This is a genomic window from Bosea sp. NBC_00550 (assembly GCF_026020075.1).
In the GTDB taxonomy this organism is placed as follows: Bacteria; Pseudomonadota; Alphaproteobacteria; order Rhizobiales; family Beijerinckiaceae; genus Allobosea.
On sequence record NZ_CP102772.1, the window covers coordinates 196,268 to 221,784 of the forward strand.

The 25,517-nt window shown below is 63.4% G+C and carries 27 protein-coding genes and 4 pseudogenes; 20 read left to right on the forward strand and 11 right to left on the reverse strand.

The genetic code is table 11. The features are described 5' to 3' along the window. Positions 1-14: 14 nt before the first annotated feature. Positions 15-578 (reverse strand): oxidoreductase C-terminal domain-containing protein, encoded by a 564-nt coding sequence (locus NWE53_RS00945; RefSeq protein ID WP_265052530.1) that lies wholly within the window; start codon positions 576-578, stop codon positions 15-17. Between NWE53_RS00945 and NWE53_RS00950 the strand changes: the two are divergent. The 4 genes and pseudogenes from NWE53_RS00950 to NWE53_RS00965 form a co-directional block, all read left to right on the forward strand. Continuing rightward, positions 550-1,160: pseudogene (locus NWE53_RS00950) on the forward strand (branched-chain amino acid ABC transporter permease); the annotation flags it as partial. The gene NWE53_RS00945 and the pseudogene NWE53_RS00950 sit on opposite strands and share 29 nt — an antisense overlap. A 13-nt stretch (positions 1,161-1,173) precedes the next feature. Next, a complete protein-coding gene (locus NWE53_RS00955) occupies positions 1,174-2,163 on the forward strand; it encodes a branched-chain amino acid ABC transporter permease (protein ID WP_265052531.1) in 990 nt (329 codons plus the stop codon). Further along, positions 2,160-2,924 (forward strand): ABC transporter ATP-binding protein, encoded by a 765-nt coding sequence (locus tag NWE53_RS00960; protein WP_265052532.1) that lies wholly within the window; start codon positions 2,160-2,162, stop codon positions 2,922-2,924. Before NWE53_RS00955 ends, NWE53_RS00960 begins: the two co-directional genes overlap by 4 nt. Next, positions 2,905-3,629, forward strand: a pseudogene (locus tag NWE53_RS00965) (ABC transporter ATP-binding protein). The gene NWE53_RS00960 and the pseudogene NWE53_RS00965 overlap by 20 nt, the downstream one beginning before the upstream one ends. Before the next feature lie 6 nt (positions 3,630-3,635). Here the strand turns inward: NWE53_RS00965 and NWE53_RS29945 are convergent. Together NWE53_RS29945 and NWE53_RS00970 are read right to left on the reverse strand one after the other, a co-directional pair. Beyond that, positions 3,636-3,757: pseudogene (locus tag NWE53_RS29945) on the reverse strand (IS481 family transposase); the annotation flags it as partial. 130 nt (positions 3,758-3,887) lie between these two features. After that, positions 3,888-4,412, reverse strand: coding sequence for a YybH family protein (locus tag NWE53_RS00970; RefSeq protein ID WP_265052533.1), 525 nt, complete (start codon positions 4,410-4,412; stop codon positions 3,888-3,890). A 108-nt stretch (positions 4,413-4,520) separates the two neighbouring features. Between NWE53_RS00970 and NWE53_RS00975 the strand changes: the two genes are divergently transcribed. After that, on the forward strand, positions 4,521-5,420 hold the full coding sequence (locus NWE53_RS00975; RefSeq protein WP_265052534.1) for a LysR family transcriptional regulator: 900 nt from the start codon (positions 4,521-4,523) through the stop codon (positions 5,418-5,420). A gap of 439 nt (positions 5,421-5,859) precedes the next feature. Here NWE53_RS00975 and NWE53_RS00980 read toward each other — a convergent pair whose 3' ends face one another. After that, complete coding sequence (locus NWE53_RS00980) at positions 5,860-6,318, reverse strand: hypothetical protein (protein WP_265052535.1); 459 nt, start codon at positions 6,316-6,318, stop codon at positions 5,860-5,862. A gap of 115 nt (positions 6,319-6,433) precedes the next feature. Here NWE53_RS00980 and dusA point away from each other — a divergent pair, with 115 nt between their 5' ends. Further along, positions 6,434-7,426, forward strand: coding sequence for a tRNA dihydrouridine(20/20a) synthase DusA (gene dusA / locus NWE53_RS00985; RefSeq protein WP_265052536.1), 993 nt, complete (start codon positions 6,434-6,436; stop codon positions 7,424-7,426). A gap of 29 nt (positions 7,427-7,455) precedes the next feature. Here the strand turns inward: dusA and NWE53_RS00990 are convergent, their stop codons facing one another. From NWE53_RS00990 to NWE53_RS01000, 3 genes are all read right to left on the reverse strand, one after another. Further along, positions 7,456-7,677 (reverse strand): hypothetical protein, encoded by a 222-nt coding sequence (locus NWE53_RS00990; RefSeq protein WP_265052537.1) that lies wholly within the window; start codon positions 7,675-7,677, stop codon positions 7,456-7,458. 196 nt (positions 7,678-7,873) lie between these two features. Beyond that, on the reverse strand, positions 7,874-9,556 hold the full coding sequence (locus NWE53_RS00995) for an isocitrate lyase (RefSeq protein ID WP_265052538.1): 1,683 nt from the start codon (positions 9,554-9,556) through the stop codon (positions 7,874-7,876). 215 nt (positions 9,557-9,771) lie between these two features. Next, positions 9,772-9,990 carry a hypothetical protein gene (locus NWE53_RS01000; RefSeq protein ID WP_265052539.1) on the reverse strand — a complete coding sequence of 73 codons (219 nt, stop codon included), beginning with the start codon at positions 9,988-9,990 and terminating at the stop codon, positions 9,772-9,774. 235 nt (positions 9,991-10,225) lie between these two features. Here NWE53_RS01000 and NWE53_RS01005 point away from each other — a divergent pair, with 235 nt between their 5' ends. After that, positions 10,226-11,614 (forward strand): helix-turn-helix domain-containing protein, encoded by a 1,389-nt coding sequence (locus NWE53_RS01005; RefSeq protein ID WP_265052540.1) that lies wholly within the window; start codon positions 10,226-10,228, stop codon positions 11,612-11,614. Between the two features lie 158 nt (positions 11,615-11,772). On the opposite strand, the gene NWE53_RS29950 is transcribed toward NWE53_RS01005, so the two are convergent. The 3 genes and pseudogenes from NWE53_RS29950 to NWE53_RS01015 form a co-directional block, all read right to left on the reverse strand. Then, positions 11,773-12,156 (reverse strand): sensor histidine kinase, encoded by a 384-nt coding sequence (locus NWE53_RS29950; RefSeq protein WP_442865068.1) that lies wholly within the window; start codon positions 12,154-12,156, stop codon positions 11,773-11,775. A 148-nt stretch (positions 12,157-12,304) separates the two neighbouring features. Beyond that, positions 12,305-12,871 (reverse strand): annotated as a pseudogene (locus NWE53_RS29955) (HAMP domain-containing protein); the annotation flags it as partial. A 314-nt stretch (positions 12,872-13,185) separates the two neighbouring features. After that, positions 13,186-13,980 (reverse strand): response regulator, encoded by a 795-nt coding sequence (locus tag NWE53_RS01015; RefSeq protein WP_265052542.1) that lies wholly within the window; start codon positions 13,978-13,980, stop codon positions 13,186-13,188. A gap of 149 nt (positions 13,981-14,129) precedes the next feature. Between NWE53_RS01015 and NWE53_RS01020 the strand changes: the two genes are divergently transcribed. The 8 genes from NWE53_RS01020 to NWE53_RS01055 all read left to right on the forward strand — a co-directional run bounded on the left by NWE53_RS01020 (position 14,130) and on the right by NWE53_RS01055 (position 19,339). Then, positions 14,130-14,348, forward strand: a complete 219-nt coding sequence (locus tag NWE53_RS01020; RefSeq protein ID WP_265052543.1) for a hypothetical protein — start codon at positions 14,130-14,132, stop codon at positions 14,346-14,348. Between the two features lie 56 nt (positions 14,349-14,404). Further along, the gene (locus tag NWE53_RS01025; RefSeq protein ID WP_265052544.1) at positions 14,405-15,871 is read left to right on the forward strand and encodes a TolC family protein; all 1,467 of its coding nucleotides are present in this window, start codon (positions 14,405-14,407) and stop codon (positions 15,869-15,871) included. A gap of 14 nt (positions 15,872-15,885) precedes the next feature. Further along, positions 15,886-17,319 carry a multicopper oxidase family protein gene (locus NWE53_RS01030; protein ID WP_265052545.1) on the forward strand — a complete coding sequence of 478 codons (1,434 nt, stop codon included), beginning with the start codon at positions 15,886-15,888 and terminating at the stop codon, positions 17,317-17,319. Positions 17,320-17,355: 36 nt separating this feature from the next. Further along, the gene (locus tag NWE53_RS01035) at positions 17,356-17,838 is read left to right on the forward strand and encodes a cupredoxin domain-containing protein (RefSeq protein WP_265052546.1); all 483 of its coding nucleotides are present in this window, start codon (positions 17,356-17,358) and stop codon (positions 17,836-17,838) included. A 26-nt stretch (positions 17,839-17,864) separates the two neighbouring features. After that, on the forward strand, positions 17,865-18,143 hold the full coding sequence (locus NWE53_RS01040) for a copper-binding protein (RefSeq protein WP_265052547.1): 279 nt from the start codon (positions 17,865-17,867) through the stop codon (positions 18,141-18,143). Further along, entirely contained in the window at positions 18,140-18,433 is a 294-nt protein-coding gene (locus NWE53_RS01045) for a hypothetical protein (RefSeq protein ID WP_265052548.1), read from the forward strand. Before NWE53_RS01040 ends, NWE53_RS01045 begins: the two co-directional genes overlap by 4 nt. Positions 18,434-18,508: 75 nt before the next feature. Next, positions 18,509-18,775 carry a heavy-metal-associated domain-containing protein gene (locus NWE53_RS01050; protein WP_265052549.1) on the forward strand — a complete coding sequence of 89 codons (267 nt, stop codon included), beginning with the start codon at positions 18,509-18,511 and terminating at the stop codon, positions 18,773-18,775. A 69-nt stretch (positions 18,776-18,844) separates the two neighbouring features. Next, complete coding sequence (locus NWE53_RS01055) at positions 18,845-19,339, forward strand: DUF411 domain-containing protein (RefSeq protein ID WP_442864925.1); 495 nt, start codon at positions 18,845-18,847, stop codon at positions 19,337-19,339. A gap of 232 nt (positions 19,340-19,571) precedes the next feature. Here NWE53_RS01055 and NWE53_RS01060 read toward each other — a convergent pair whose 3' ends face one another. Beyond that, on the reverse strand, positions 19,572-20,705 hold the full coding sequence (locus NWE53_RS01060) for an MlaD family protein (protein WP_265052550.1): 1,134 nt from the start codon (positions 20,703-20,705) through the stop codon (positions 19,572-19,574). Positions 20,706-20,954: 249 nt separating this feature from the next. On the opposite strand from NWE53_RS01060, the gene NWE53_RS01065 reads away from it, so the two are divergent. From NWE53_RS01065 to NWE53_RS01085, 5 genes are all read left to right on the forward strand, one after another. Then, positions 20,955-21,209 (forward strand): hypothetical protein, encoded by a 255-nt coding sequence (locus NWE53_RS01065; protein ID WP_265052551.1) that lies wholly within the window; start codon positions 20,955-20,957, stop codon positions 21,207-21,209. Between the two features lie 158 nt (positions 21,210-21,367). Continuing rightward, positions 21,368-22,144 (forward strand): exodeoxyribonuclease III, encoded by a 777-nt coding sequence (xth, locus tag NWE53_RS01070; RefSeq protein WP_265052552.1) that lies wholly within the window; start codon positions 21,368-21,370, stop codon positions 22,142-22,144. Between the two features lie 511 nt (positions 22,145-22,655). After that, positions 22,656-22,913, forward strand: coding sequence for a hypothetical protein (locus NWE53_RS01075; protein ID WP_265052553.1), 258 nt, complete (start codon positions 22,656-22,658; stop codon positions 22,911-22,913). A 1,016-nt stretch (positions 22,914-23,929) separates the two neighbouring features. Then, positions 23,930-24,268, forward strand: a complete 339-nt coding sequence (locus NWE53_RS01080) for a tRNA-binding protein (protein WP_265052554.1) — start codon at positions 23,930-23,932, stop codon at positions 24,266-24,268. Positions 24,269-24,316: 48 nt separating this feature from the next. Then, positions 24,317-25,495 carry an NAD(P)/FAD-dependent oxidoreductase gene (locus NWE53_RS01085; protein WP_265052555.1) on the forward strand — a complete coding sequence of 393 codons (1,179 nt, stop codon included), beginning with the start codon at positions 24,317-24,319 and terminating at the stop codon, positions 25,493-25,495. Positions 25,496-25,517: the final 22 nt, after the last annotated feature.

Genomic DNA, 25,517 nt, shown 5'->3' on the forward strand with positions numbered 1-25,517 from the left:
AATGCCTTACCCCATCAGGGGGCGCTAACCAAATGCCTCAGATCAAACGCCGAATCCTCCACCTGGAGCCGTGTGGGAGAAACCGCATCGGCCAACCTGCGAGAGATCATCTGCTCGCCCGGCCGGTTAACGCTTTCGACACTGAGCAAGCGGCCGTGCTGAAAGGAGAAAATTGAGAACCGGCCGTCCTCGATCGATCCGCGCACCACCTGCTCGTCGTCGCGGGAGACGAGTCCGACTATCTGCAGCTTGGCCTCGTATTGGTCTGACCAGAAGCGCGGAACGCTGGTATAGGGCAGCGGCGAGCCGGCGATGGTCGATCCGACCGAGCGGCCCTGATCCGTGGCATTCTGAACCGATTCCAGCCGCAACCGCAGGCCCGCGAAGTGGTTGGGATGGTTGGTACAATCGCCGGCTGCCCAGATATTCGGATCGCTGGATTGACCAAATTCGTTGGTGACGATGCCGTTGGTGCAGGTGATGTCGGCGGCTTGCGCCAGTTCCTGATTGGGAATGCCGCCGATGCCGACCACGACGAGGTCGGCAGGGAGGCGCTCGCCCTGGGCCGACCCGCTCATTCAGGTACTGATGACCGTCGGCGTCACATTCGTCATCATCGGTCTCGCCAATTTCGTGTTCGGGCCAACGATGAAGCCGATCCCGCTGCCACAGGCCTTGAGCGGCCCAATCGACATCGGCTTCCGCACGATGCCGACGCACCGCCTCTTCGTCATCGCCTGCGGACTCGTCACGGCGCTCGCACTCTGGCTGGTGATCGAGCGGACCGAATTCGGTGTCAAGCTGCGCGCCTCGGTCGACAACAGTGGCATGGCCGATGCGCTCGGCATCCGCACCGAGATTATCTACGCCGTGACGTTCGCGTCGCAGTCGGGCTCGGAGCGTTCGGCGGCGTCATCGGGGCCGAGATACTGCCTATCGAACCCTTTTATGCGCTTCGCTACATGGTGACCTTCCTGGTCGTGGTCTCGGTCGGAGGCGCTGGCTCGATCCTGGGCGCTCTCTCGGCGGCGCTGCTGCTCGGGCTCGCCGATACGACGGGCAAGTACCTTGCGCCGGAATATGGCGAGTTCTTTTTCTATCTCGCCGTGATCGTCGTCGTCAGCGCCTTCCCCCGCGGCCTGCTCGGACGGGCTCATTGACATGAACGCGCCGATGCGAACCCCGCCAACGCCCACACGCACATGGCCGCTCGGTACCGAGTTGGTCTCCGGCCTGCCGGTCCTCGCAGTCGGAATGCTGGGCTACATCTTCTTTCCCGACGATCTCGCCTTCCTCGTGCGGATCGTCAGCCTCGCCTTCCTGGTCGTCTCGCTCGATCTCGTCATCGGCTATTGCGGCGTGGCAACGCTCGGCCATGCCGCCCTGTTCGGGGTTGCAGCCTATGCCGCCGGCCTCGCCTGCACGAAAGGCGTGACGGAGCCATTCTTCCTCATGGGCATCGGAACACTTGCCGGCGCGGTCACGGGCCTGCTGGCGGGAGCTTTGATCACGCGTTTTCGCGGCCTGCCGCAGTTGGTGATCTCGATCGCCTTCGGCCAACTCGTCGCGGCGCTGGCCAACAAGCTGTCCTGGATCACCGGGGGCAGCGATGGCCTATCGGGCATCGAGCCCGCGCCGATCCTCGGGCTCTTCGCCTTTGACCTCTACAGCCGCACTGGCTTCATTCTATCGCTGTGCACATTGACGGTCGTGGTCATGCTGCTCGCCCGCTTCGTGCGATCGCCATTCGGGCTGATGTGCCGCGGCATCAAGGACGACGATCTGCGCGCCCGCATGATCGGAGCCGCCGTCTATCCGCGACTAGTGGTCATGTATGGCGTCTCCGGCGCCGTCGCCGGTATCGGCGGCGCGCTGAACGCGATCACCACCGGGGTCGTCGGGCTCGACAGCCTCAGCTTCGAGCGCTCGGCGGAGGCGCTGGTGATGCTGGTGCTCGGCGGCGCCGGCCACCTCTGGGGTGCACTCCTCGGTACTATCCTCTTCCAGGTTTTCGAGCATATCGTCTCGGCCGCCAATCCGTTCCACTGGATGACGATGGTTGGCCTTCCGCTCTTCGGTATCGTCCTGTTCGCGCCGCAAGGGCTGGTGCCGCTCGTTCGGAGATTCTCCGCGCGTGTCCTGAGGTGGAGGAGCGGCCGGTGACCGATCTCCTCGATGCCCGGGTACTTTCGAAGTCCTATGGCGGGCTCAAGACCAATAAGGACATCTCCTTTCGTCTGGCGATGGGCGACCGTGTCGCGCTGATCGGGCCCAACGGCGCGGGCAAAACCACGCTGATCAATCTCATCACCGGCAACGTTACGCCGACATCCGGCCAGATTATCCTCGGCGGCGAGGACATCACGCATCTCGGTGTTGCCGAACGGGTCCATCGGGGGTTGGTGCGGACTTTCCAGACGACGCGGCTGTTTCATCGCCTGACGGTCGCGGAGAACGTCGCACTCGCGGTGATGCAGCCGAAGCGGATCAGTCGCAGCTTCTTTTCGCGCGCCACGGAATTGCCGGAGGTCCGCGCGGCCTGGATGGAGCAACTCGCAGTCCTGAATATCGCCCATCTCGCCTATCGCCAGGTGGCGGAACTGGCCTATGGCCAGCAGCGCCTGATCGAGATGGCGATCGGCCTAGCGCTTCGCCCCAGGGTTCTGCTGCTCGACGAACCGGCAGCCGGCGTCCCTCATGACGAAGCGCCGAAAATCCTCGAAGCGATCGAGCGGCTACCCGCCGACATCGCGATCCTGATGATCGAGCACGACATGGACCTGGTGTTTCGCTTCGCTAAGCGCGTGCTGGTCCTGGCGAATGGACAACTGATCTGCGAAGGCTCGCCGGCCGAGATCACCGCCGACCATGAGGTTCGCCGCGCCTATCTCGGGAGCTATGCCGATGCCCGCCGCACAGCTTGAGATCGAAGGATTGTGCGCTGGCTACGGCCCGACGCGGATCATCGAGGATATTGCCTTCACCGTACGGGCCGGCGAGCGGCTCGCGGTGCTCGGTCGCAACGGCATGGGCAAGACGACCCTGCTGGCAACGCTGATGGGGCTCTCCAGCTATCATACGGGGCGAATCCCGATCGATGAGCAGGACATCACCCATCAACGGACCTCGATGCGAGCCAGGCACGGCTTCGGCTATGTTCCGCAGACGCGCGACATCTTTCCCTCTCTGACTGTCGAAGAGAACCTGCGAACCGGCTTGAAGGGCCGCCCACCAAGCGCGACTGAGGAAGCTTATGCCCAGTTTCCGCGCCTCAGGGAGCGGCGGCGCATCTGGGTCAGCAACTCTCCGGTGGCGAGCAGCAGATGCTGTCCATCGCGCGGACATTGCTCGGCCGACCCTCGATCCTTCTCCTGGACGAGCCGCTGGAAGGGCTTGCTCCCGTGATCTGCGATGAGATCATGGAAAGGTTGGCGACACTGGCGGCGTCGGGCGGCATCACCATTCTTCTGGTCGAGCAGCAGATCGAGCGTGCTCTCGATTTCGCCGACCGCGTTCTCGTCATGGAGCGCGGCCGCGAGAGCTGGTCGGGAGCGCCCTCGGTCCTGAAGTCCGATCGTGTCCTGGTCGATCGCCTGATCGGTATCGGGTTGGACCAGACGTCACGCTGAAGCACATCAAACGCCGTGACTGTTTAGTCCCGGCATTTGAGAGATTGGGTTGAGCGTGAACTTTTCAGGTTCGATTGTCCATCGTTTGCAGATGAATTCGTAGGCGTGAGGCCTTTCAACGTCTTCATGTGATTCAGCACTGAAGTTTGACCCCTTTCGGCGCCGAAGATTGAGTCAGACCCAAATCAAAGTGCGACGAGACTGCTAACCCGCCGCGGCCGATGGTGGCGGCCAGCCAACTGGAAGGCGGCCGTGCGTTCACGGCCGCCTGAGCGGGGTCGTGGTCGAGAAGATGTAGCGCGCGATGCGCCACTGGCCGCCGTCGTCGCGGCGCAGGAGGAAAAGCTCCTGATTGGCTTCCGGGCTCGCCGGCTGATTGCTGGCGAGGACCTTCACCGTCCCGTCCGACCGCGTCCTGGCGAAAGCCCAGTCCTGTGAGAGGGGACGGATCTCGTCGATCTGGAACGTGATCTCGAGCTTGATGGCACTGAAGATGTGTCGATAGGCAGCGCGAACCGCCTCGCGGCCTACGACCGGCATAGCGTGCGGGGGCATGAACACGACGTCTTCCGTGTAGAGCTTCATGACGCCGTCGAGATCCGAGACGTTGAGCGCCTGTTCGTAGCTTTTGAGCTGCTTCGTGATGGCAGCTTCAACAGATGCGTCGGCGCCGTGCGCGACTGCCACCGTGCCCAGGGGCAGCAGTGCGGCAAGGGCCAGCGTTGCGGAACGGCGGGTGACGGACGTGGACACGTCGGTGGGCTCGACAGCATGGGGTTTCATGGCGATTCCTTCAGGTGCGGCTCGTTTGAATCCTATCTAGGCCGACCGGATATGGAATTGAATGAGCCAAACTGGCAACCAGCCTATCAGATATGATAGGCATGCCGCATGGATTTCAATGCCGCGCGCATGTTCGTCGCCGTCGTCCAGGTCGGCAGCCTCTCGGCCGCAGCCGAACGTCTCGGTATCCCGCTTCCGACCCTGAGCCGCCGAATCCGGGAGCTGGAGCGGCAACTCAAGGTGCAACTGCTGGAGCGCTCGGCGCGGGGCACGAAACTCACCGAGGCCGGGACGAGGCTGTACGAGCATGCCGGTCGCGGCATCGAAGCGCTGCTCGAGGCCGAACAGGCCGTCGTCAGCGAGCAAGCCTCTCTGAAGGGGCGACTGCGGCTGTCTTTGCCCCAGTCGTTCGAGCCCTGGTGGGACCTCTTGGCAGCCTTCCAGCGGCGCTATCCCGATATCCAGGTTCACGTCTACTCGACCGAGCGCCGCGTCGACCTGATCGAGGACGGAATCGATGTCGCCCTCCGCGTTGGCGCCATCGTTCACGAGGCGATGGTGGCACGCCACGTTCTATCCTATCGCCACATCCTCGTGGCCAGCCCGAAACTGCTGGAGCAGGCAGGCGTGCCGGCGCAGCCGAAGGCGCTGCAGCGCATCCCCTGCGCGGGCTGGGCATCAGCCGCGGACATGCCCATTCGATGGAACTTGGGCGGACAGGTCGTCGAGCCCAAGGTCGTGCTGTCAGCCAATGACTATCATCACCTGCGCCGGCGTGCGCTCGCCGGCGATGTCGTTACGGAACTGCCGCCCTTCCTCGCAGCTGATTCCATCCGGGAGAAGCGCCTGCTGCCGCTGCTGCCGCAGCACCCCTTGCCGGAACAGCAGATCAACCTGATCTATCCGCGTCACCGTCACCCATCCAGCATCGTCCGGACATATCTGGAATTCTGCCAGAGCTACCTCCCGCAGATCCGTCAGGCCTGCGAGATCAGGGTCTCGGCTTGAATGTGGCTGCGTTCCCCGACCGCTCCAATCTGGTTCTAAGGACAGTGGCGGAGCACGTCCGCAAGCGGCCAAGAGGGGCCGTCGAAAGCTGCAGCGGGAGGAGGGCGGCCGCATCTGCAAGGGAGGGAAGGGTGCTTCTCTGCTCTCAGAATGGGGCCCGTGAAGCTAGCCTTGTACAGTCGCGTTTTGCCATCCGTCGGGCAGCAGGTTGCCAGGTCGGAGTGCGTTCGTAAGCCCGTCATTTCAGAGGCGATTTAAATCGAAGCGTGATTCATCGTGATTCAGAATGCCCGTGGGATACCGAGCGCAAAGCGGATTATCCGTCCGATCGGAGCGATTTGACGGGGATTTCCATCGAAGTGCGCGATCAACCGATCGAGTTCATCCTGTGTTGGGCGGCGGTCTCGCTCCTCGCCTTTGCCAACGAGCCCAAGCCGCTTCAGAGCGATGCGGGCGAGATCATCGGCTCGACCTTTACCGGCAGACCGTGCACGGCCGCCGCATGAGACAGAATGAGCTTGATCGTCCCGATATCGATGCCGAGAGTTACTGGACCTGCACCTTGCGCCGCGCGGTCGCGACCGAAGCGAATGAGCCGCTCGCGATCGAGCGATGCCATGTTGCACTTTTCGAGCTGCCGCTTCAGCAACTCCAGAGTGGCGGCCTTGGAGCGCAAAGGAGCCTTGCCGACGTCGCACATGTCGTCGATATGAAGATCGATGAGTTCCCCGAGTGTTTTCAGCCGCGCGATGCGCGACTCGTTCGGAGCCTCGCCACGATCAACCTGGCGCTCGGCCTCGATGGCCCAGCGTCGCGCGTCATCCCGGCGCAGAAAGGTCTCGCTCACGTAGCGTCCCTTGCGTCGGATCTGGACGGAGAGCTTCGTGAAGGTGGCCATTTTTCGTGCGCTCCGTGTGCACTCAGCCGTCGAAACGTAGCGAAACACGTCGCATCACGGCGTACTTTCGTGTGCACTTGGTACGACCTAACGATCTGATGTTGTAGAAAAAACTATGAGATATCAAGAATATAGATTCTCCGTCGCGCCGATGATGGACTGGACCGACCGCCATTGCCGGGTCATCCATCGCCTGATGTCGCGCCATGCGCTGCTCTACACCGAGATGGTGACGGCGCAGGCGGTGATCCGCGGCGATCGCCAGCGCCTGATCGGCTTCGACGCCGTGGAGCATCCGGTCGCGCTCCAACTCGGTGGCAACGATCCCAAGCTGCTGGCCGAGGCTGCCAGGATCGGCGCCGATTTCGGCTATGACGAGATCAATCTGAATTGCGGCTGCCCGTCCGACCGCGTCCAGGGTGGGGCGTTCGGCGCCTGCCTGATGCGCGAGCCCGCGCTGGTCGGCGATTGCGTTGCCGCGATGAAGGCGGCCGTTGCCATCCCCGTCACGGTCAAATGCCGCATCGGCGTCGACGACCAGGACCCGGAAGTCGCGCTCGATGCGCTCTCCGCCTCGGTGCGCGCGGCGGGCGTCGATGCGCTGATCGTCCATGCCCGCAAGGCCTGGTTGCAGGGCCTTTCGCCGAAGGAGAACCGCGAGATTCCGCCGCTCGACTACGAGCGAGCCTATCGCCTGAAGGCTGCCAATCCCGACCTGCCGATCAGCCTCAACGGCGGCATCAAGGCGCCGGCCGAGTGGCTGCCGCATCTGGAGAAGCTCGACGGTGTCATGATCGGCCGCGAGGCCTATCAGAATCCGGAAGTCCTCCTGCAGGTCGATTCGCTGCTCTTCGGCGCGGAGGCGCCGGTGCCGGATGCGTTCGCCATGCTCGAGGCTCTGGAACCGTATATCGCCGCCCATCTGGAGCGGGGCGGGCGGCTGCATGCCTTCACCCGCCATCTCGTCGGCCTGTTTCCGGGCCGGCCCGGCGCGCGCCCTTTCCGCCGGCACCTCGCCGAGCGCTGCGTCGGAGCCGACGCGACGCTGGACGACCTCCGTATGGCCGTGACGCATCTCTCCCGCCACGAAACCGCGAATGCGGCCTGACAGAACCTTTCGGTCCGTGAGGCCTAACGTCAGCCGGCGTCGTCCCCATGCGCCGTCTCGTTGATGACCATCGACGGCATCTTGGAGAAATCGACCGCCCGAGGGCCGGTTGGTCCTATGGCGAGCTGAAGGGTTTTGATCACGTGAAGGAGGCGTCTCACCGTCTCCTGCGCCGCCGGAGAGTTCTCGTTCAGGTCGAGTGGCTTGAGGCAATACTCTATAATTTGCCTGGGGCGTTCATGTTGGGTCATTCGATCTCTCCTCGTTCTGGTGCGCCAGCGCGACAGGGAGTGGAAAGGAGCTCTCCCTCTCTATCGGGCGATGTTGGACCCGATGGTTGGAAGGCAGCTCAGCCACCGTCGGCGCTGCGTTTGCGCCGCGGGTTCGCGCCGCATTTTCCGGTTTGCTGAACGGGCCGGCGCCAAGGGTGCCGGCCCGTCATCAGCCTTAGGCCGCTGCGAACTGGTTCATGGTGTTGGCATGACCGCCCGCTTTCAGGGCGCGGTCGCCTCCGACCATTTCCTTGAAGGTGTCGCCCAGATCCGAGCCGACCTCGTGCTGGTGTTTGACAGCCGAGACGCCACGCCGGATTTCTTCTCGCTGCACGGTGTTCACATAGGCCTTCATGCGGTCCGATCCGAAGTAACCCGTCGCCAGCTCGTCGACGCTCTTCGCCGTGAGATGGAAGGTCGGCAGCGTGATCAGGTTGTGGAACACGCCGGCCTTCGCCGCGATGTCGACCTGGAACCGGGCAAGGCGCGCATCCGCTTCACGCCCCAGCTCGCTGTCATCCAGAGCCGCTGCCATAAGTGCGTTGCCATCTGGATAGGCGTCGGCGCCGATGCGCCCTTCGGCAAGCCATTCCGCGCGAATCTGCTTGCGGATGCTCAGCGTCCAGTTGAACGAAGGCGAGTTGTTGTAGGCGAGCTTGGCTGACGGGGCCGCCTTGCGGATTTCGGCTACGATCGAAGCGATTTCGTTCACGTTCGGCGTGTCCGTTTCGATCCAGAGCAGATCTGCGCCGCCTTCGTTGATCGAGGCGATGCAATCTTCAATGACGCGGGCCCGCCCCGTCTCTTCGCGGAACTTGAAAAGACCGTTGGCGAGCCGGCTCGGCCGCACGAGCTTGCCGTCCAGCCAGATCGCGACTTCGCCTTCGCCGAGGGGAGAGGCGTTCGTCACCGGCTCCGTCTTGAGCCACTTCGTGTATTCGGCGGCCAGATCGCCCGGCTTCTGGCTGACCGGGATCTTCTGGGTGAGGCCTGCGCCAAGGCTATCCGTCCGGGCGACCACAAGGCCGTCGGAGACGCCGAGCTCTTCGAAGGCAAGCCGGCACGCGCGCAGCTTCTCGATGAAATCCTCACGCGGAACGGTGACCTTGCCATCCTGGTGACCGCATTGTTTCGCGTCGGAGACCTGGTTCTCGATCTGCAGGCAGCACGCGCCAGCCCGGATGAGTTCCTTCGCGAGCAGATAGGTCGCATGCTCATTGCCGAAGCCGGCATCGATATCGGCGATGATCGGCACGACATGGGTTTCGAAACCGTCGATCGCGGCGATCGCCGCCGCCTCCGCCTTGGTGTCGCCAGCGGTGCGGGCATCCTTGAGAGCCTTGAAGAGGTCGTTGAGCGCGACCTCGTCCGCCTGCCGCAGGGAGACGTAGATTTCCTCGACGAGATCGACCACAGCCGTCTTCTCGTGCATCGACTGATCAGGGAGATGCCCGAACCGGTTGCGCAGCCCAGCGACCATCCAGCCCGACAGATAGACGTAGGCGCCCTTTGACGAGCCGCCGCGCTGGCGCTTCACGGACTTGATCATCTGCTGCGCGTGAAATCCGGACCAGCAGCCGAGAGACTGCGTGAACTTGGAGGAGTCGGCGTCGTACTCCGCCATATCGCGGCGCATGACGGTCGCCATCGCCCGTGCGATATCCAGATGCGTGTCGAAGGTGTTCTGCAGACGCAGCTGAGCGATGTCGTCGATAGCCACGCCCCCGGGCGCAAAGCCTGACGGGAAACGCTCCAACAGGTCAGTTCTCAGTTCCGCATAGGTGGTCTTCCTGTCGTTGGACAGAATAGAGCCCTTGATCGCTCTTCCATTCGTAGGCTGTTTAACGATCGAGTTCATGGCAGTCTCTTCCTTGTCCGTAGAACGTTTCGATTAAGCTGAGTTGTCAGAGGTATCTCGGTCGCTTTCCGCTGATTTGTGCGGCTCATTCCCGAGTATCCGAATGCGATCGATGCGGGCCGAACCACAATCTTCGGAACGTGATCAATGGGCTGCGAACCCCACCCGGCGCCGGCCGGTCATGACAGTCGCCTGAGAGCCGTGATCCTTGACGCTCAGGCCTCATACCCATGGGCGGTCTCGTTGATCACGATCGCCCGCATCTTGAAAAAATCGGCGTGTGGAATGCCGATCAACCCGGCGTCCAGCTGAAGCGACTTGATGGCATCGACCAGGCGCCGCACCGCCTCTTGTGCCGCCGGCGACTGCTCATTCAAGCCAAGTGGCTTGAGGCAATGCTCGATGATCTCCCGCGGCTTCTGATGTCTGGTCATCGGATGTCTCCTGCAACGCTTGGCTCGGGTATCTGGGTGGGGAAGGAGGGCTTCCGCAGCGCGATGCGATGGCGTTGCCATCTGGCGCTCGATTTACTCATTCCCACTCTCAGGCCATGTTGACAGCGCGGCGATGCGAAGCAAGAATTACTTGTAAATCAACGTGTTAATATGAAAATCGATGTCAAGTTTTTTGCTATATGAGTCAATGGTGTAAAGGTTCGAAGTGCAGCAAGTGAACGTCCAGATCGGCGGTCGGATCAAGCGGCTCCGGCGACAGCGAAAGGTGAGCCAGGCGGCCTTGGCGGAGGCGCTTGGGATCTCGCCGAGCTATCTCAATCTGATCGAGCACAATCGGCGTCGTGTAACGGTCCCGCTCCTTTTCAAGGCTGCGAGCTATTTCGGCGTGCAGCCGGGAGATCTCGCCGAAAGCGAGGAGCCCAGGCTTGCCGGCGACCTGATGGAGCTGTTCGGCGACGATCTTTTCGTCGATTGCGACCTGACGAACCAGGACATCAGCGACCTCGCGACCTCAAACCCCGCGGTCGGCCGGGCGATCATGCGCCTCTACGATCGATATCGGGCATTCGGTGCCGGCGGCAGCCCCGCAAAGGCCCAGATCGAGGCAGGCGATTCCGTGACGACCGATGCGGTCTCGGATTTCCTGCAGGCAAATGCCAACCATTTTCCCATCCTCGAGGTCGCCGCCGAGCGCATTCGCAGGGACATCGACAGTGCGTCGGATTCGTTCGAACACGGGCTGCGGACTTACTTGCACAACGTATTCGGATTGCAGTGGCGCTCGGCGGCTCTCCCGCTCGGGATGGCCCGGAAGGTCGACAACGCACACGGAGAGATATTGACGGCTGATCTGCTGCCCGCCGAGACGGCAGCCTTCACCGTGGCCCAACATCTCGGAAGGCTCGGCGCGGGCAGCGCGATCGAGCAATTGATAGCAGAGGCCTCTCTTCCGGAGGAAGCGGAGGCGGTGGCGCGAAACGCGCTGACGGCTTACTTCGCCGCCGCGCTGATCATGCCTTACGAGTCCTTCCTGCTCGCCTGCAAAGAGACGCGTTACGACATCGAGCGTATCGGCCGCCGCTTTCGCGCGAGCTTCGAACAAGTCTGTCATCGAATGACCACGCTGCAGCGGGCCGGGCGCACAGGCGTGCCGCTTCACCTCGTCCGCACGGATATCGCCGGCAACATTTCCAAGCGCTTCTCCCTGTCGGGCATTCACATCCCGCGCCACTCCGGGGCCTGTCCGCGATGGAATGTGTATGGCGCCTTCCTTCACCCTGATCGGATAAACGTCCAGATCAGCCAGATGCCCGACGGGCAGCGTTTTTTCTGCATCGCAAAGGCGGTGACCAAGGGCGGCTACCGGCATAACGAGCCGAAAAGGCATCTCTCGATCGGCCTGGGCTGCCACGTCGCCTACGCGAACGAGCTCGTATACTCGGACGGCGTCGACGTCTCCAACATGGACCTGGCTGTTTCCATCGGTGTCGGTTGCCGCATCTGCCCTCGCATCGGCTGCGCACAGCGCGCACATCCAGCCGCTGGCCATCGGATGACATTCGACGAGAGCGAACGGTCGGAGAACTTCTTCGCCAGCAGCTAGGTGTGCTTGCGGATCGGTCGGCGGGAGGTTCGGCGCTTCCGGGAGGATCAGCTTGCGAAGTTGGCCCATTCCGGATGGTCGGGGCGTCCGGTTTCGGGTCGTCCCCTGCCGTTACCGCGATCGGGGCGTGGTCGATGCTTCGTTCCAGAGCAACGGCATCACCCCTGAACGGCTTGCCCATTCCCGATGGCTGGATCGACGGGGCAGGCGCCGCTCCGAGACGGGCTATCGAGACTTGGCAAGAATACCGTAACGCAAAGACCTCCTTCGGCCCGGTTTTCCAATGCGATGGACCCTTCATGAGATCGAGCGACGGCCTGGGCGATGGTGAGGCCAAGCCCCGAGCCGCCGGTCTCGCGGCCACGTGATTCCTCCAGCCGCACGAAGGGATGGAAGACGCGCTCCATATCGGCCGGCGGGATCCCTGGCCCTCTGTCCTCGACCAGAACGATGAAACGGCCATCGGCTTCGATGATGCTGATCTTGGCCGAAACGCCATATTTGACCGCATTGCCGATGACGTTCGAGAAGGCGCGCTTCAGCGGCGAGGATCGGGGCGGCGTTCAAGCCCGTCAGCGTGACGCTGTGTCCCTGGTCGAGATGCTCGTCGACGATGGTTTCGATGACCGAGGCGAGATCGATCGGTCGGGCCGCCTCGCTGGAGACGCCGCCGCGCAAATATTCCAGTGTCGAGTCGATCATCGCCTCCATCTCGCCGAGGTCGGCATCGATGAGGCGGCGCGTCGCATCGTCGTCGAGCAGTTCGGAGCGCAGCCTCAGGCGGGTGATCGGGGTGCGCAGATCGTGCGACACCGCGGCCATCGCCTGCATGCGCTCGGCGACGAGGCGCTGAATGCGTTCGCGCATGGTGTTGAAGGCGCGTGCGGCACGGCGCACCTCGGCAGGCCCGTCTTCCGGCAGCGACTGCGGCGCCTGATCGAGGCTGAAACGCTCCGCCGCAAGGGCGAGGTCGCGCAGCGGCCGCGTCGCCCAGCGCAGCAGGAGCAGCGCCACGACGACGATCGCGACGGCGAAGCAGATCATGATCGCCGTCACGCTCCAGTCGGGATGCTGCGAAGCACCGAGCGCGGAAGAGGAGAAGTTGACCCAGCTTCCATCCTCGAGCCGGACAGAAACCAGCATCATGTGCCGATCGGCATCGGCGGCGCCGGCGGCGGGCCCTCCGTCATCCGCCAGTCCGACCCGGAAGGAGGCTGCCACAAGATCGGGCGCGAGCTGCCTCAACCGTGCCTCCATCGTGCGCGTGCGCTCCGTAGCCGTTGCCCTGCCGAGGACGAGGCTGACTTTGCTCCAATGCACCTCGAGGCTCGCGCTGGACAGGTCATGCGCGACACGGTCGCGCTCCGCACCGTCGGGCAGACTCGCGATCGCACGCTTGATCGAGACGATGCGCTCGGCGAGCCCGCTGTCGCGCCCGGCCGAGGCGAGGCTTTCCACTCCGACGCGGAAGGCCCAGTAGCCGAGCAGATGAAAGGCGAGCAGTGCCGCGAACAGGATCAGGATCGCGCGGCTCGCCACCGTGTCGGGCCAGAACCGCTTGAGCAGTGTGGTCAAGCGGGCGCCCCTCCGCGATGCCCGACCGTGGAAGCGAACATATAGCCCGCGCCGCGAACGGTCTTGATCAATTGGTTGCCATTGGCGTCGGCCTCGAGCTTGCGGCGCAGGCGGCTGATCTGGACGTCGATGGTCCGGTCGAAGGGATCATGGCTCGTCCGCGCCTTGGCGAATTGCATCAGCGCCTCGCGCGATAGCACGCGGTTGGCATGCTCGACGAAAGCGGCGAGCAGATCGAATTCCCCGGTCGAGAGATCGACGAGCGTTCCCGCCGGCGATTGCAGCTCGCGGCGGCGCAGATCCATCGTCCAGCCGTCGAAGGTCACGACACCGCTCGGCTGCGTCAGAACGGAGCCCTGCGCCGCCCGCGCACGGCGCAGCAGCGCCCGGATGCGAGCCAGCAATTCGCGCGGGCTGAACGGCTTGGTGACGTAGTCGTCCGCGCCGCCTTCGAGACCGGTGACGCGGTCGCTCTCTTCGTTTCGGGCCGTTAGCATCACGATCGGAATCTGCGAGACCGCACGCACGTCGCGGCACAGTTCGACACCGGAGCGTACGGGCAGCATCAGATCGAGGACGATCAGGTCGATGGCGCTGTGCGCCAACGCCTCCATCATCGCGCGGCCGTCCGGCGCGCCGGTGACCTGATAGCCATAGCGCTGCAGGAAGCGCGCGACGAGCAGCCTGATCTGCGGGTCGTCGTCCACCACCAGGATATGGCCGTGATCGTCGGCGATCGGCGCGACAACTGCCTGGTCGATCGCGTGCTGGGCGTTGCCCGAACTATCCATGCCTTCCGAGCAGGGGCTCTCCTCATCGATTTGAGCTCACCATAACGCGCCCATGGCCCGGTTGCCGGCACAGATCTGCAACAATTTGTAACGGACGTCCGCGGAACCGCGTTGCTACTCCTGCTCCATCGAAACAGGGGAGCCGAGTCGTGACGTTGGTGAAGGTGCCGTTCCTCGCGGCGATCGGATTGGCGCTCGGCGCGTGCACGATGTCAGAAGTTCCAGATCACCTGGCCAGGCCGGCCGATCCAAGCGTCCGTGTTCCTGCCATCGCGTATCGCAGCGTGACTGCCAGTGCCGCAACGCTGCGCCCGGCCGATCCCAAGGACTGGCGCGAGCTCAACCGTCAGGTCGGGCCGAAGTCATGACACTGCCGAACCACTTATTCGCTTCGCCATTGCACGCCGTCCCCGAAAGGCCGGGCTTGGCTGCTTGCGCCGCCCACAATGCCCGCCGCCTGCTGCGCTGGAGCCTGCTTGCCGGCGTTGCCGCGATACTCGGCGGCTGCGCGGGCTTTTCGGCCGATGGCGGGATGGGGCCGATCCAGACCGCGACATACGCCGATATCGGCAAGGATGTGGTCAAGATCGGCGACGACCAGATGGCGCTCACGGCGAAGGCGCGTGTCGAGCAGATCCTGCGCCGCCCGCTGACGGCGGACATTGCCGTGCAGGTCGCGCTGCTCAACAATCGCGGCCTGCAGGCTGCGTTCAACGAGCTCGGCATCGCCGAAGCCCAGATGGTCGCAGCCAGCTTGCCGCCCAATCCGCGACTGGGCATCTCCAAGCAATCGGGCCGTTTCGAGATCGAGATCGAACGGCAGATCGCGGCCAGCCTGCTGGCGCTCGCGACCCTGCCGGCCCGGGCTGAAATCGCGCGCGACCGGTTCCAGGCGGCGCAGCTCCGGACGGCCGAAGCGGTTCTCAGGCTCGCTGCCGATACGCGCCGCCAGTATTATCGTGCGGTCGCGGCCAATGCCCAGGTCGGCTTCTACCAGGAGGCCAAGGCATCGACCGACGCGGCGTCCGAGCTGTTCAAGCGGCTCGGCGAATCCGGCGGCGTCAACAAGATCGACCAGGCACGCGAATTCGCCTTCGAGGCGGAGCTCACCGTGCAACTCGTCCAGGCGCGCCAGCAGCAGCGCCAGGAGCGAGAGCGGCTCGTCCGCCAGCTCGGCCTCTGGGGTGACGATCTGAAGTTCAGATTGCCTGACACGCTGCCGCCGCTGCCGCGGCTGCAATCGGTCAAGGCGGTCGAGGCCGAGGCCCTGCGCAAACGTGTCGACCTGCGGGTCGCGCGCGCCGAGCTAGACACGCTGGCAAAATCGCTGGGGCTCACTCAGGCAACACGCTTCGTCAACGATGTCGATCTGCTGGGGCGCCGCACCTACGACCGTGGCCGGAGCATCTCCGAGGACGGTCATGTCGAGCGCGAGACGAGCCGCAGCCGGACGCTGGAACTCGAGATCGACATCCCGATCTACGATTTCGGCCAGTCGAAGGTCGCTCTGGCGGAGCAGACCTACATGCAGGCCGCCAACAAGCTGGCGGAGAAGGCGGTCAATATCCGCTCGGAAGCGCGCGAGGCCTACACCTCATACCGCGCCAAATACGACATCACGCGTCGGTATCAGGACAACGTCCTGCCGTTGCGCAAGATCATCCAGGACCAGTCGCTGCTGCATTACAGCGGAATGTTGAGCGACGTGACGGATCTCATCACCGATGCCCGCAACCGAATCCTCTCGAATGTCGCCGCGATCAATGCCCGCCGCGACTTCTGGATCGCCCATACCGACTTCAAGCACGCCCTGATCGGCGGGGGTAGCGGAGGCGGTGGCTCGGCCACTGTCGCGGCGGCTGGCGGCGGCGACGCCGGCGGCGGGCACTGAAGGAGCTTCCCGACATGACATCCCTATCCCGCAGAGGCTTCATCGGTTCATCCGGGCTCGTGCTGGCCGGCGCGGCCGCCGTATCCGGGCGCACCGCCTTCGCCGCCGTGCCGGAGGCGCCGACCATGGCGGAGGCGGCGACGCAGGCGCCGCTGGTGCCGACCACAGGGCCGGACTATCAGCCGGTCGCGACCCTGAACGGCTGGTCGCTGCCCTGGCGGATGAACGGCGACTGGAAGGAATTCCATCTCGTCGCCGAACCTGTGGTGCGAGAGCTCGCTCCCGGCATGAAAGCCTATCTCTGGGGCTATAACGGCCAGTCGCCGGGGCCGACCATCGAGGCGGTCGAGGGCGACAACGTCCGCATCTACGTCACTAACAAGCTGCCGGAGAACACGGCCGTCCACTGGCACGGACAGCGCCTGCCCAATGGCATGGACGGCGTCGGCGGGCTGACCCAGCCGCATATCCCGCCCGGCAAGACCTTCGTCTACGAGTTCCTGCTCAGGCGCTCGGGCACCTTCATGTACCACCCGCACTCGGACGAGATGGTGCAGATGGCGATGGGCATGATGGGCTTCTTCGTCGTCCATCCCAAGGACCCGGCCTTCCGCCGAGTCGATCGCGACTTCGTCTTCCTGCTCAACGCCTTCGATATCGAGCCCGGTTCCTATGTGCCGCGCGTCGCGGAGATGACCGAGTTCAACATGTGGTGCTGGAACAGCCGCGTGTTCCCGGGCCTCGATCCGTTCGTCGTCGGCAAGAACGACAAGGTCCGCATCCGCTTCGGCAACCTGACCATGACGAACCATCCGATCCATATGCATGGCTACGAGTTCAAGGTCTCCTGCACCGATGGCGGCTGGGTCGACCCGGCCGCGGCCTGGGACGAGGTCTCGATCGACGTCGCAGTCGGCCAGATGCGCGCCTTCGACTTCGTCGCCGACGAGCCGGGCGACTGGGCGATCCACTGCCACAAATCGCACCACACGATGAATGCCATGGGGCATTCGGTGAAGAATTATATCGGCGTGAACAAGAAGGATCTGGCGAAGCGCATCGCCAAGATCGCGCCCGGCTACATGCCGATGGGCTCGAACGGCATGGGCGAAATGGGCGCGATGGAGATGCCCCTTCCCGAAAACACGCTGCCGATGATGAGTGGCTTCGCGCAATTCGGCCCGGTCGAGATGGGCGGCATGTTCTCGGTGGTGAAGGTCCGCGAGGGGCTGGCGAAGAACGACTACAAGGACCCCGGCTGGTTCAGGCACCCGGAGGGAACCGTCGCCTACGAGCTCAAGGGTGCGAAGCTCGGCGAAGCGCAGCGCGCGAGCCCGCCCGACAGCGGCGTCCAGCCTGCCGAATGGCGGGCCAAGGACCCCCGCAAGCCGAGCCTCGGACCCAACGGCAAGCCGCGTGCCGCCAAGAACCCGCATTCCATCCACTGAAGCAGCAGCGAAGCACACTCACTCCTGGAGCGCTCCATGAAGACAGCAACGTTCAAACTGGCTGTGATCGCCGTCTTGATGTCGGCCGGCGCAGCCTTGGCCGGCCCCGGCGCGGGCGGCCACAGCCATGGCGACGAGACGGCCTATGGCAAGCCCGGCGACCCCAAGAAGCCCGCCCGCACCGTGCAGGTCGTGATGAGCGAGAGGGACGGCAAGATGGCCTTCATTCCCGACCGGGTCGAGGTCCGGCGTGGCGAGCAGGTCCGCTTCCAACTCCGCAACAATGGCGAACTCGATCACGAACTGGTCCTGGCGACGCTGGAGGAGAACCTCAAGCACGCCGTCGAGATGCAGAAGAATCCCGACAGGGAGCATGACGACCCGAACGCCAAGCGGCTCGCGCCGAAAAAGACCGGGGAGATCGTCTGGGCCTTCACCAAAGCGGGCGAGTTCGACTTCTCCTGCCTGATTCCCGGCCATCGCGAAGCCGGCATGACCGGCAAGATCATCGTCAAGTGAACGAGCTCAGACAAAGGAAAGTCCCCATGCTGAAGACCGCCGCCATCCTGACTTTCCTGGTTACCGCGCTACCGGCCGCCGCACAGTCGGTCAGCGGCACCGTCACCAAAATCGACGAGGCCCAGGGCAAGCTCACCATCAATCACGGCCCGATCAAGAATCTCGACATGGACGCCATGACCATGGTGTTCCGCGCCGGCGATCCGGGCATGCTGAAAGGGCTGAAGGCCGGAACCAGGATCAAGTTCGACGCCGACCGCGTCAACGGCCAGATCACCGTGACCAAGCTCCAGAAAGCGAAGTGACGGGGCACGAGCCAGGCGGGCGGTCTCGATACGCCCGCCCTTCTCGCGTCGTTCCGATCATCCTGGGTGCGCTTGCAATCGGCTCTGCGGCTCTGGCCTCCGATGGTGATCTGCAAAGGCTCCTGCTCGAAAACGGCTGCATCGAGCCGCGGATCGAAATCGCCATGCAGCAGCGCGATCTCGTGGCCTATCGGGCCAACTGCCTCGGCACCTCGCACAAGACCATCGTCATCGTCTGCAGGGGAGGTCGATGCAGTCCGAGCCCCACGATCAACGACCGCGATCGCTAGCAGAAGCTGCTTGACCTTCCTACGATGGGAAGGAGCAAGCTCCTGCCATCGCCATAACGAAAGGATGATGCAGAGATGTCCTGCTGCCAACAGCATGCGAAACCCGCAGCCGAGACGATCGCGCCGTCCGGCGACGCCGTGACCTTCCAGGTCGAGGACATGACCTGCGGCCACTGCGCCGGCACGATCAAGGGCGCCATCGAGACCAGGCTGCTGGGAACGAGCGTGACCGCCGACCCCGGCTCCAAGCGCGTGAGCGTGCTGGGCTCGAGCGACTACGCCGCGATCAAGGCCGCCGTCTCCGCGGCGGGCTATACGCCCGGCCCTGAACGGATCGGTTGACCTCAAGCGAGCCGGCCCAAGCGGCCGGCTCGTCAACAAGGCAGAAATGATGACAGAACAAGAAAGATCATGGTGATGAAGGAAGTTGCGCTCTCCCGTCGCGCGTTGACCCTTGGCCTGGCACAGGCGGCCGCCGGCTTCTTGCTGTGGCGTCCCGCCATCGGTGCCGAGGCCTTGCCGAAGATGATCGTCACACGCGATCCCAATTGCGGCTGCTGCGGCAATTGGGTTGCGCATGTAAAGGCCGCCGGCTTCCCGGTCGAGGTGATCGAGATCGCGGACGTCGCACCGCTCAAGACGAAGCTCGGCGTGCCCGACGCTCTCGCCTCATGCCATACCGCGGAGATCGGCGGCTATGTCGTGGAGGGCCACGTGCCGGCCGAGGCGATCAAGCGCCTGCTGGTCGAGCGCCCCAGGGCGACTGGCCTCGCCGTCGCGGGCATGCCCGTCGGCTCGCCCGGTATGGAAGTGCGCGGACAGGCGCCCGATACCTACGAGGTCGTCATCTTCTCGGCCGGCACACAGAGCGTTTTCCGGCGCTACCGGGGGCTCGCGCCGATCTGAACCGAGCGATCAGTCCTCCGTCCCCACTTGCACGACGGATCTCCAGCGTCTCGACGAAATGCCAAGCGAGCAGAAGCGCTCGATTCTTCAAATGAAAGATGCCAGGCCGGCACCGGGCATTGATCCCCAGTTGAGCTGAATCGATTTTCGGTCATGCGGACACGGGAACTCTGGAAGTCTGCCTTCGGGCGGAGCGCCGGCTTCCTTTGAGTTATGGCGGAGATCCCCTGCATCAGCGCGGGCCGTTGTATTGAGGAATCTGGGGCTTACTGCCAAAAATTAGGCCCTGCGGATTCCGATCTACTTCGCGCAAGGTGCGGCTAAAGCCCTTAAGTCTGCGCCCGCCGTCTGTCGTCAAATTTTCGATACTCTGCAGCGCGCCGCCGGCGAAGCGGGCAATTTCGGCGGTAATCTCTGCGCTGCGCTTATCGAGGCTATCCGCGAGCGCACGGATGGATTTCGCGGCATCGGCGACGTCGTCGAAGGCGCTCCGCCCGTTCTGGCCAGCGGCGGTGTTGAGAAAGGACTGCGCGCCTTTCAATACGCCGTCCACTTGGTCGGCTGCCCTGTTGAGCTTCTCGCTCACGGATGCGACGTTCTTGAGCGTCTTGCTCACATCGGTAGCGGCACCCTCCAGGGTTGCGGTAAATTTCTCGGACCTTTCGATAACCGAGACGATATTATCTCGGTCAACCGATCGCATAGTCTCTGTTACGCCTTCGCTGAAAGCCCCGAGCTTATCTGGAAGCGGAGCGATGAACTCCGCGACAGCGCCGATGTTTTTCATCAACTTGTCGACGCTCTCCGAATTGTCGCCCAGTGCAGCCGAGAACTGTTCCACGTTTTTGATCGTGTCGCCGACCGGTCCGGCATTTGCCTCGATAGCGCTCTCGATGCCGCCAATCGCCCCGTCGACGCTCTTCGCAATCGAGTTCACCTTCTCAAAGATGTCGTCGGAAGGTTCGGCTATGATGATGGGCAGGGCTTGGCCTGCCTGTACGGTCAATGCAGCGGAGTGCGGATCGCCGCCGCGGAGCTGAACGGCGACGACCCCGGCCAGCCCCTGCCCTTCGAGACGGGCGCTTGTATCGACCCGCAACGGCGCCGATCGATTGACTTTGATCACGGCAGAGATCTGGCGCGGATTATCCGGCTGAATTTCGATCTGTGTCACCTCGCCAACTCGCAGCCCATTGAAGAGCACGCTCGATCCCCGCCCCAAACCGGAAACCTTGCCGTTGAAGATCAGACGAACGTTGACGGTCTCGTTGCCACCGCTGCTGAACCAATAGGCGCCTCCCAACAGCGCAGCCACGAACGCGAGCGTGAACAATCCGATCAGCGCATGACTCGCTCGCGATTGCATAGTCCAAGTGTTTCCCGTTGCTCCAGCGGCAGGCGGGCGGGGCCCGCACGCGGCAAGTCTCGCGAGTCGCTAGCATAAGAGCATCGCCAGTCGACTAGAAGGGCACCAGACCAGTGTCCCTTGATAGAATCCAAAGTGGTCCGCGATGGCGCGGAGATAGATGAGCCGGCCGGAGAGGGAACAGCCGATCGGCGCTTTGGTTTGCATTGAAGCGCACTGCTTCACAGCGCAATCTGACGGAGACCGAGAATGACGACGGATACAGCGTTCGACGTTCTTCGCGAGCACGGCAATACGGAGTGTACGGCCCAGTTCTGGGTGTCGGAGACACCTGCCCGGCACTTCGCGTCACTGCGGGAGTGTCTGCGGTCCCTTGCGGATGAAAACCGCGATGAGCCTTTGCCGGATGTGCATATCCACGCTGCAACCGGCGATATTGCGATCAACGGCCCCCAGCTTGAGAGCCTGACACGAATTGCCAATCCCGAGGGGAGGGCAGCTTGAGGTGCATCCGACCGGAACGGCGCCTGAAAGAGCGGGGAACGGATGTCCGACAAGTCGGTCAACCCGGATAGATCGCACCCAGCACGGCGGTAGGCACGATCAACCGAAAGGCCCGCGCCTTATGCAGTCGAACGGCCAGAGTCGGAACCGGCGCGCCGATGAAAATCGCCACCTTTAACGTCAACGGGATCAATGGCCGGCTCTCCGTGCTGCTGCGCTGGCTGGCCGACGCAGAACCCGATGTTGTCTGCCTTCAGGAACTCAAGGCCCCGCAAGGCAAGTTTCCCGAAGCTGCGATCCGCGATGCCGGATATGGCGCAATCTGGCATGGCCAGAAGAGCTGGAACGGCGTCGCGATCCTTGCCCGTGGGGCAGATCCTATCGAAACGCGCCGGGGCCTGCCTGGCGACGAGGAGGATACGCAGAGCCGATATATTGAAGCTGCTGTGAAGGGGGTCTTGATCGGCTGCCTGTATCTGCCGAACGGCAATCCGGCGCCGGGGCCGAAGTTCGACTACAAGTTGCTCTGGTTCGAACGTCTGACGGTCTACGCGGCCGAGTTGCTGGCGCATAAGATCCCCGTCGCATTGGTCGGCGACTTTAACGTGATGCCGACAGAGCTCGACGTCTACAAGCCGGAGCGCTGGCTCGACGATGCGCTATTCCGGCCAGAGGTACGGCAGGCATTCCACGATCTCGTCGCACAGGGGTGGACCGACGCCCTGCGCAAGATGCACCCCGGCGAGCGCATCTATACGTTCTGGGACTATTTCCGAAACGCGTGGGGCCGGAACGCCGGCCTGCGGCTCGACCATCTGCTGCTTAGCCCCGAACTGGCTGAGCGCCTCGAGGCGGCGGATGTCGATCGTCATGTGCGGGGCTGGGAGAAGGCGAGCGACCACGCGCCGGTTTGGATGAACCTCGTCGAGGACTGAGCCCGTTGCCAGGATTGAACGACGATGCGAACCAGCGCTTATGCGAGCCATGCCCGCGAAGCCTGCAGTTGAGGTCCCCGTCGTCAGCGGCAATAAACTCCTCTCCCTCTCATCGTGCACATGGAAACGCGGCGCTCTTCGAGAGGTAGAGGGCGATAGGTGCGCATGCTGTCGCGCGTGACGACTACCGTACTCGCTTCGTTAGGCGCGCCATAACTTGCGCATCCGGCAAGCAAAGCACAGAACGCGGTTACAAAAAGCGTCTTCATGCGCAGAACCCCTCAGCTCTAACGAGCTCCGTTGGAAAACCTGATCATCCGCTCCATGAACTCCGCCGCGGGCAACTTGCTCCGATATCGTTGCCGACCATTTGCACCCCGCGCCCGGTGAAGACGGTTAGGCCGGCTATGGCGGTTCGGGGCAGGGGGCGCCGCAGATGTCCTCATGGCCAATAGAGCGACAGGCGCGCACGAACTACAAGCTTTCATCCTCACTGCCCGAGATCCGCTCGATGACTCGGATCCAAGAGCGCGGCCGCGCGCGACTGAAACTGCGTCTGCCTGGCTGGCGGGTTCGTTTTGAAGTCGCCGCTAGCCAGTCATTCCTGGACGTTTGCGAGGCCTATGAACTGGCATGGATGGCGCTCGAGTATTGGGCGAAATCCGATCGGCCGATGAGCATCGCCGTGGTCGCGGATTATCGGGAACTGGTCGCCCATCTGGAACTTGACGCCCAACGCTGCGCAACTGGTGACATTGGTGCGCCATAGCGCCCGCCGGGCAGCTGGTAGCTCTACTCGCAACCCAAGTCAGGCATTCCGATCATAAGCATAAGGCCCGGCCCTCCATTCGGAATGCCGGGCCTGTGACCGTCATCGCGCCCGGCGAACGGCCGTTGCAATGTCCTGGTCTACCGGCCGATCGGGCGCTGCCGGTACATCCGCGGCTCGCCTCCTGATCGGCGGTAGAAGAAGGGAGCCGACACGTGTCGGTGGATGCCGGCTGCCTTCGATGATCATCTTGGCAGAGAACCATCGCTGCCGTCGCCTGGTAACAAGCAGCGGTAGCGCTGCCACAACGGGGTAAGCCGCAGGCGAGTTCCGCCGGCGCAAACGCTCACGCAACAGGGGATCGTCGATATCGCTCGATCGCCCGCAGCGTCAGATCGTCCTCAGCTACACCCCGCGCGCAGGCAACCACGGTGCTCAATGATCTGCGCGGATATCTCGGCGACAGAATTCTACGACGTTTGAGGGAGCAGCCGGGACTTGCAGTTGTGTCAAATTGACTAAAGCGAATTCAATGACCCTGCGCAGACGTTCGTCTTCAATTGTGCGCCCGGTTAAGCAGAAAAAGGCACTCAGAAGATGGACGCCGCACTCATCGTAGTTCGATTTGGAACGATCTTGATCTTGTTTGACCGGCATGGTGGCCCCGCACAGTACACAAATGTCCAAAAACGGTTCGGCACAGGCACAGTAGGCAACAAGAGCGCAAGGTCGGGGCCAGCGCGTCGTTCGAATGGAGGGCGCGTTAGTGCTGAGCTCCTCGACATATTCAAGGGTGGCTATTTTTGCGGTTCCTCGCCGAGGCGCTTCCGGATCGCGGGAATCTGTTTGATCGACGAGAAGACGGCCGACGCCCGCAACATCGCTTCGCTGACCCGCGGCACGATCTGCTGAAAGGGGCGCCGACAATGATCGCAAAACGCGAATAGGCCTTCGCTTCTTGCCGATCCCGCCGCGCAAGCCATGCACTCTGTAAGGCGAATACGCGAGGCTGGAAAATGACCAAGGATCAGATCGTCTACGAAGATTTTTCGAAGATCGACATTCGGATCGGCCGCATCGTGCAGGTTCTACCGTTCGAACGCGCCCGAAGCCCTTCCTACGAGGTCGAGGTCGATTTCGCGGATATCGGCAGAAAGTGGTCGAGCGCCCAGATCACCAGTTATGCCGCCGAGGAGCTCATGGGCTGTCTGGTGTCCTGCGTCGTCAATATGCCGCCCCGGAACATCGCAGGCTTCCAGTCGGAAATCCTGATCCTTGGCGCGCGGGACGCTGCCGGCGACGTGAAACTGCTGTCGCCGACCCATGAGGTCGGGCTTGGCGAGCAGGTCTTCTGATCCGCTTGTCCGGGCGAGGGTGGGTCTGAGAGCATTCGGAGCGAAACCATGGAAACTGCGGATTTCATCGTCATTGGCGGAGGCATCGCCGGTGCTTCGGTCGGCTACGAGCTGAGCCTCCACGGTAAAGTTGTCGTGCTGGAGATGGAAGCTTCCGCCGGCTACCACTCGACGGGCCGGTCGGCGGCCGTGATGTCCGAGAACTACGGCCCGGCCCTATGGAGCAGGCTCGTGACGGCGTCGCGGGCCTTTCTGGAGACGCCTCCTGATGGCTTCGCCGACGTACCGCTCGTCACGCCCCGCGGCGCGCTCTTCCTCGCGCGGGACGGGGAGCAGGCTCGGCTTCTGGATCAGGCGGAGGAAATGCTCCGCCGTGGCGCGGCGATCGAAATGACCACGGCCCGGGAGGCCCTCAGGTTCTGCCCTGTCGTCCGAGACAGCGAATTCGTATCGGCGCTTTACGAGCCGGACTGCAAGGACATCGATACGAACGCTCTCCTCACGGGCTACCTGAGAGCGCTCCGAAAGAACGGCGGGACATTCATCCCCGACGCCCGGGTTCAGTCCCTCCAGCACTCGCAAGGGACATGGCAGGCCTCCAGCCCTCGGGGCAACTTCGAGGCTCCGGTGGTGGTCAATGCCGCCGGCGGGTGGGTTCAGGAGATTGCCGAACTCGCTGGTCTCTCGTTCCGGAATGTCGTGCCCTTCCGCAGAACCGCCGTCGTGTTCGATCCGCCGGCTGGAAGCGCGATCCAAGGCTGGCCGATGACCTTCGACGTCGCCGAGACGTTCTATTTCAAGCCTGAAGCGGGCCGGATCATGGTGTCGCCCGTCGATATGGCTCCTTCTGCTCCCTGCGACGCACAGGCCGACGAATTGGAAGTCGCCGTTGCGATCGATCGAATCCACCGCTGCACGACGATGGAGGTCAGGACGGTCAGCCACAAATGGGGCGGGCTGCGCACATTCGCACCGGATCATGAACCCGTCATCGGACGAGACCCGGAGCAGCCCAGTTTCATTTGGCTGGCCGGGCAAGGCGGCAATGGCGTGATGGCAGGCGCGGCTGCCGCGCGCCTCGCCGCGAGCTTTGCGCTGGACGCCGCCATCCCGGCCGACCTCGTTGGCCTCGGCATGACCGCCGAGAACGTTTCGCCGGGGCGTGTCTGCGTGGTCGATCCCGACGCCGCAGCCCCGGTCGTCGGCAAGCTGGAAGATTTCGCCTGACGAGAACTCGCCTCGTTTCACC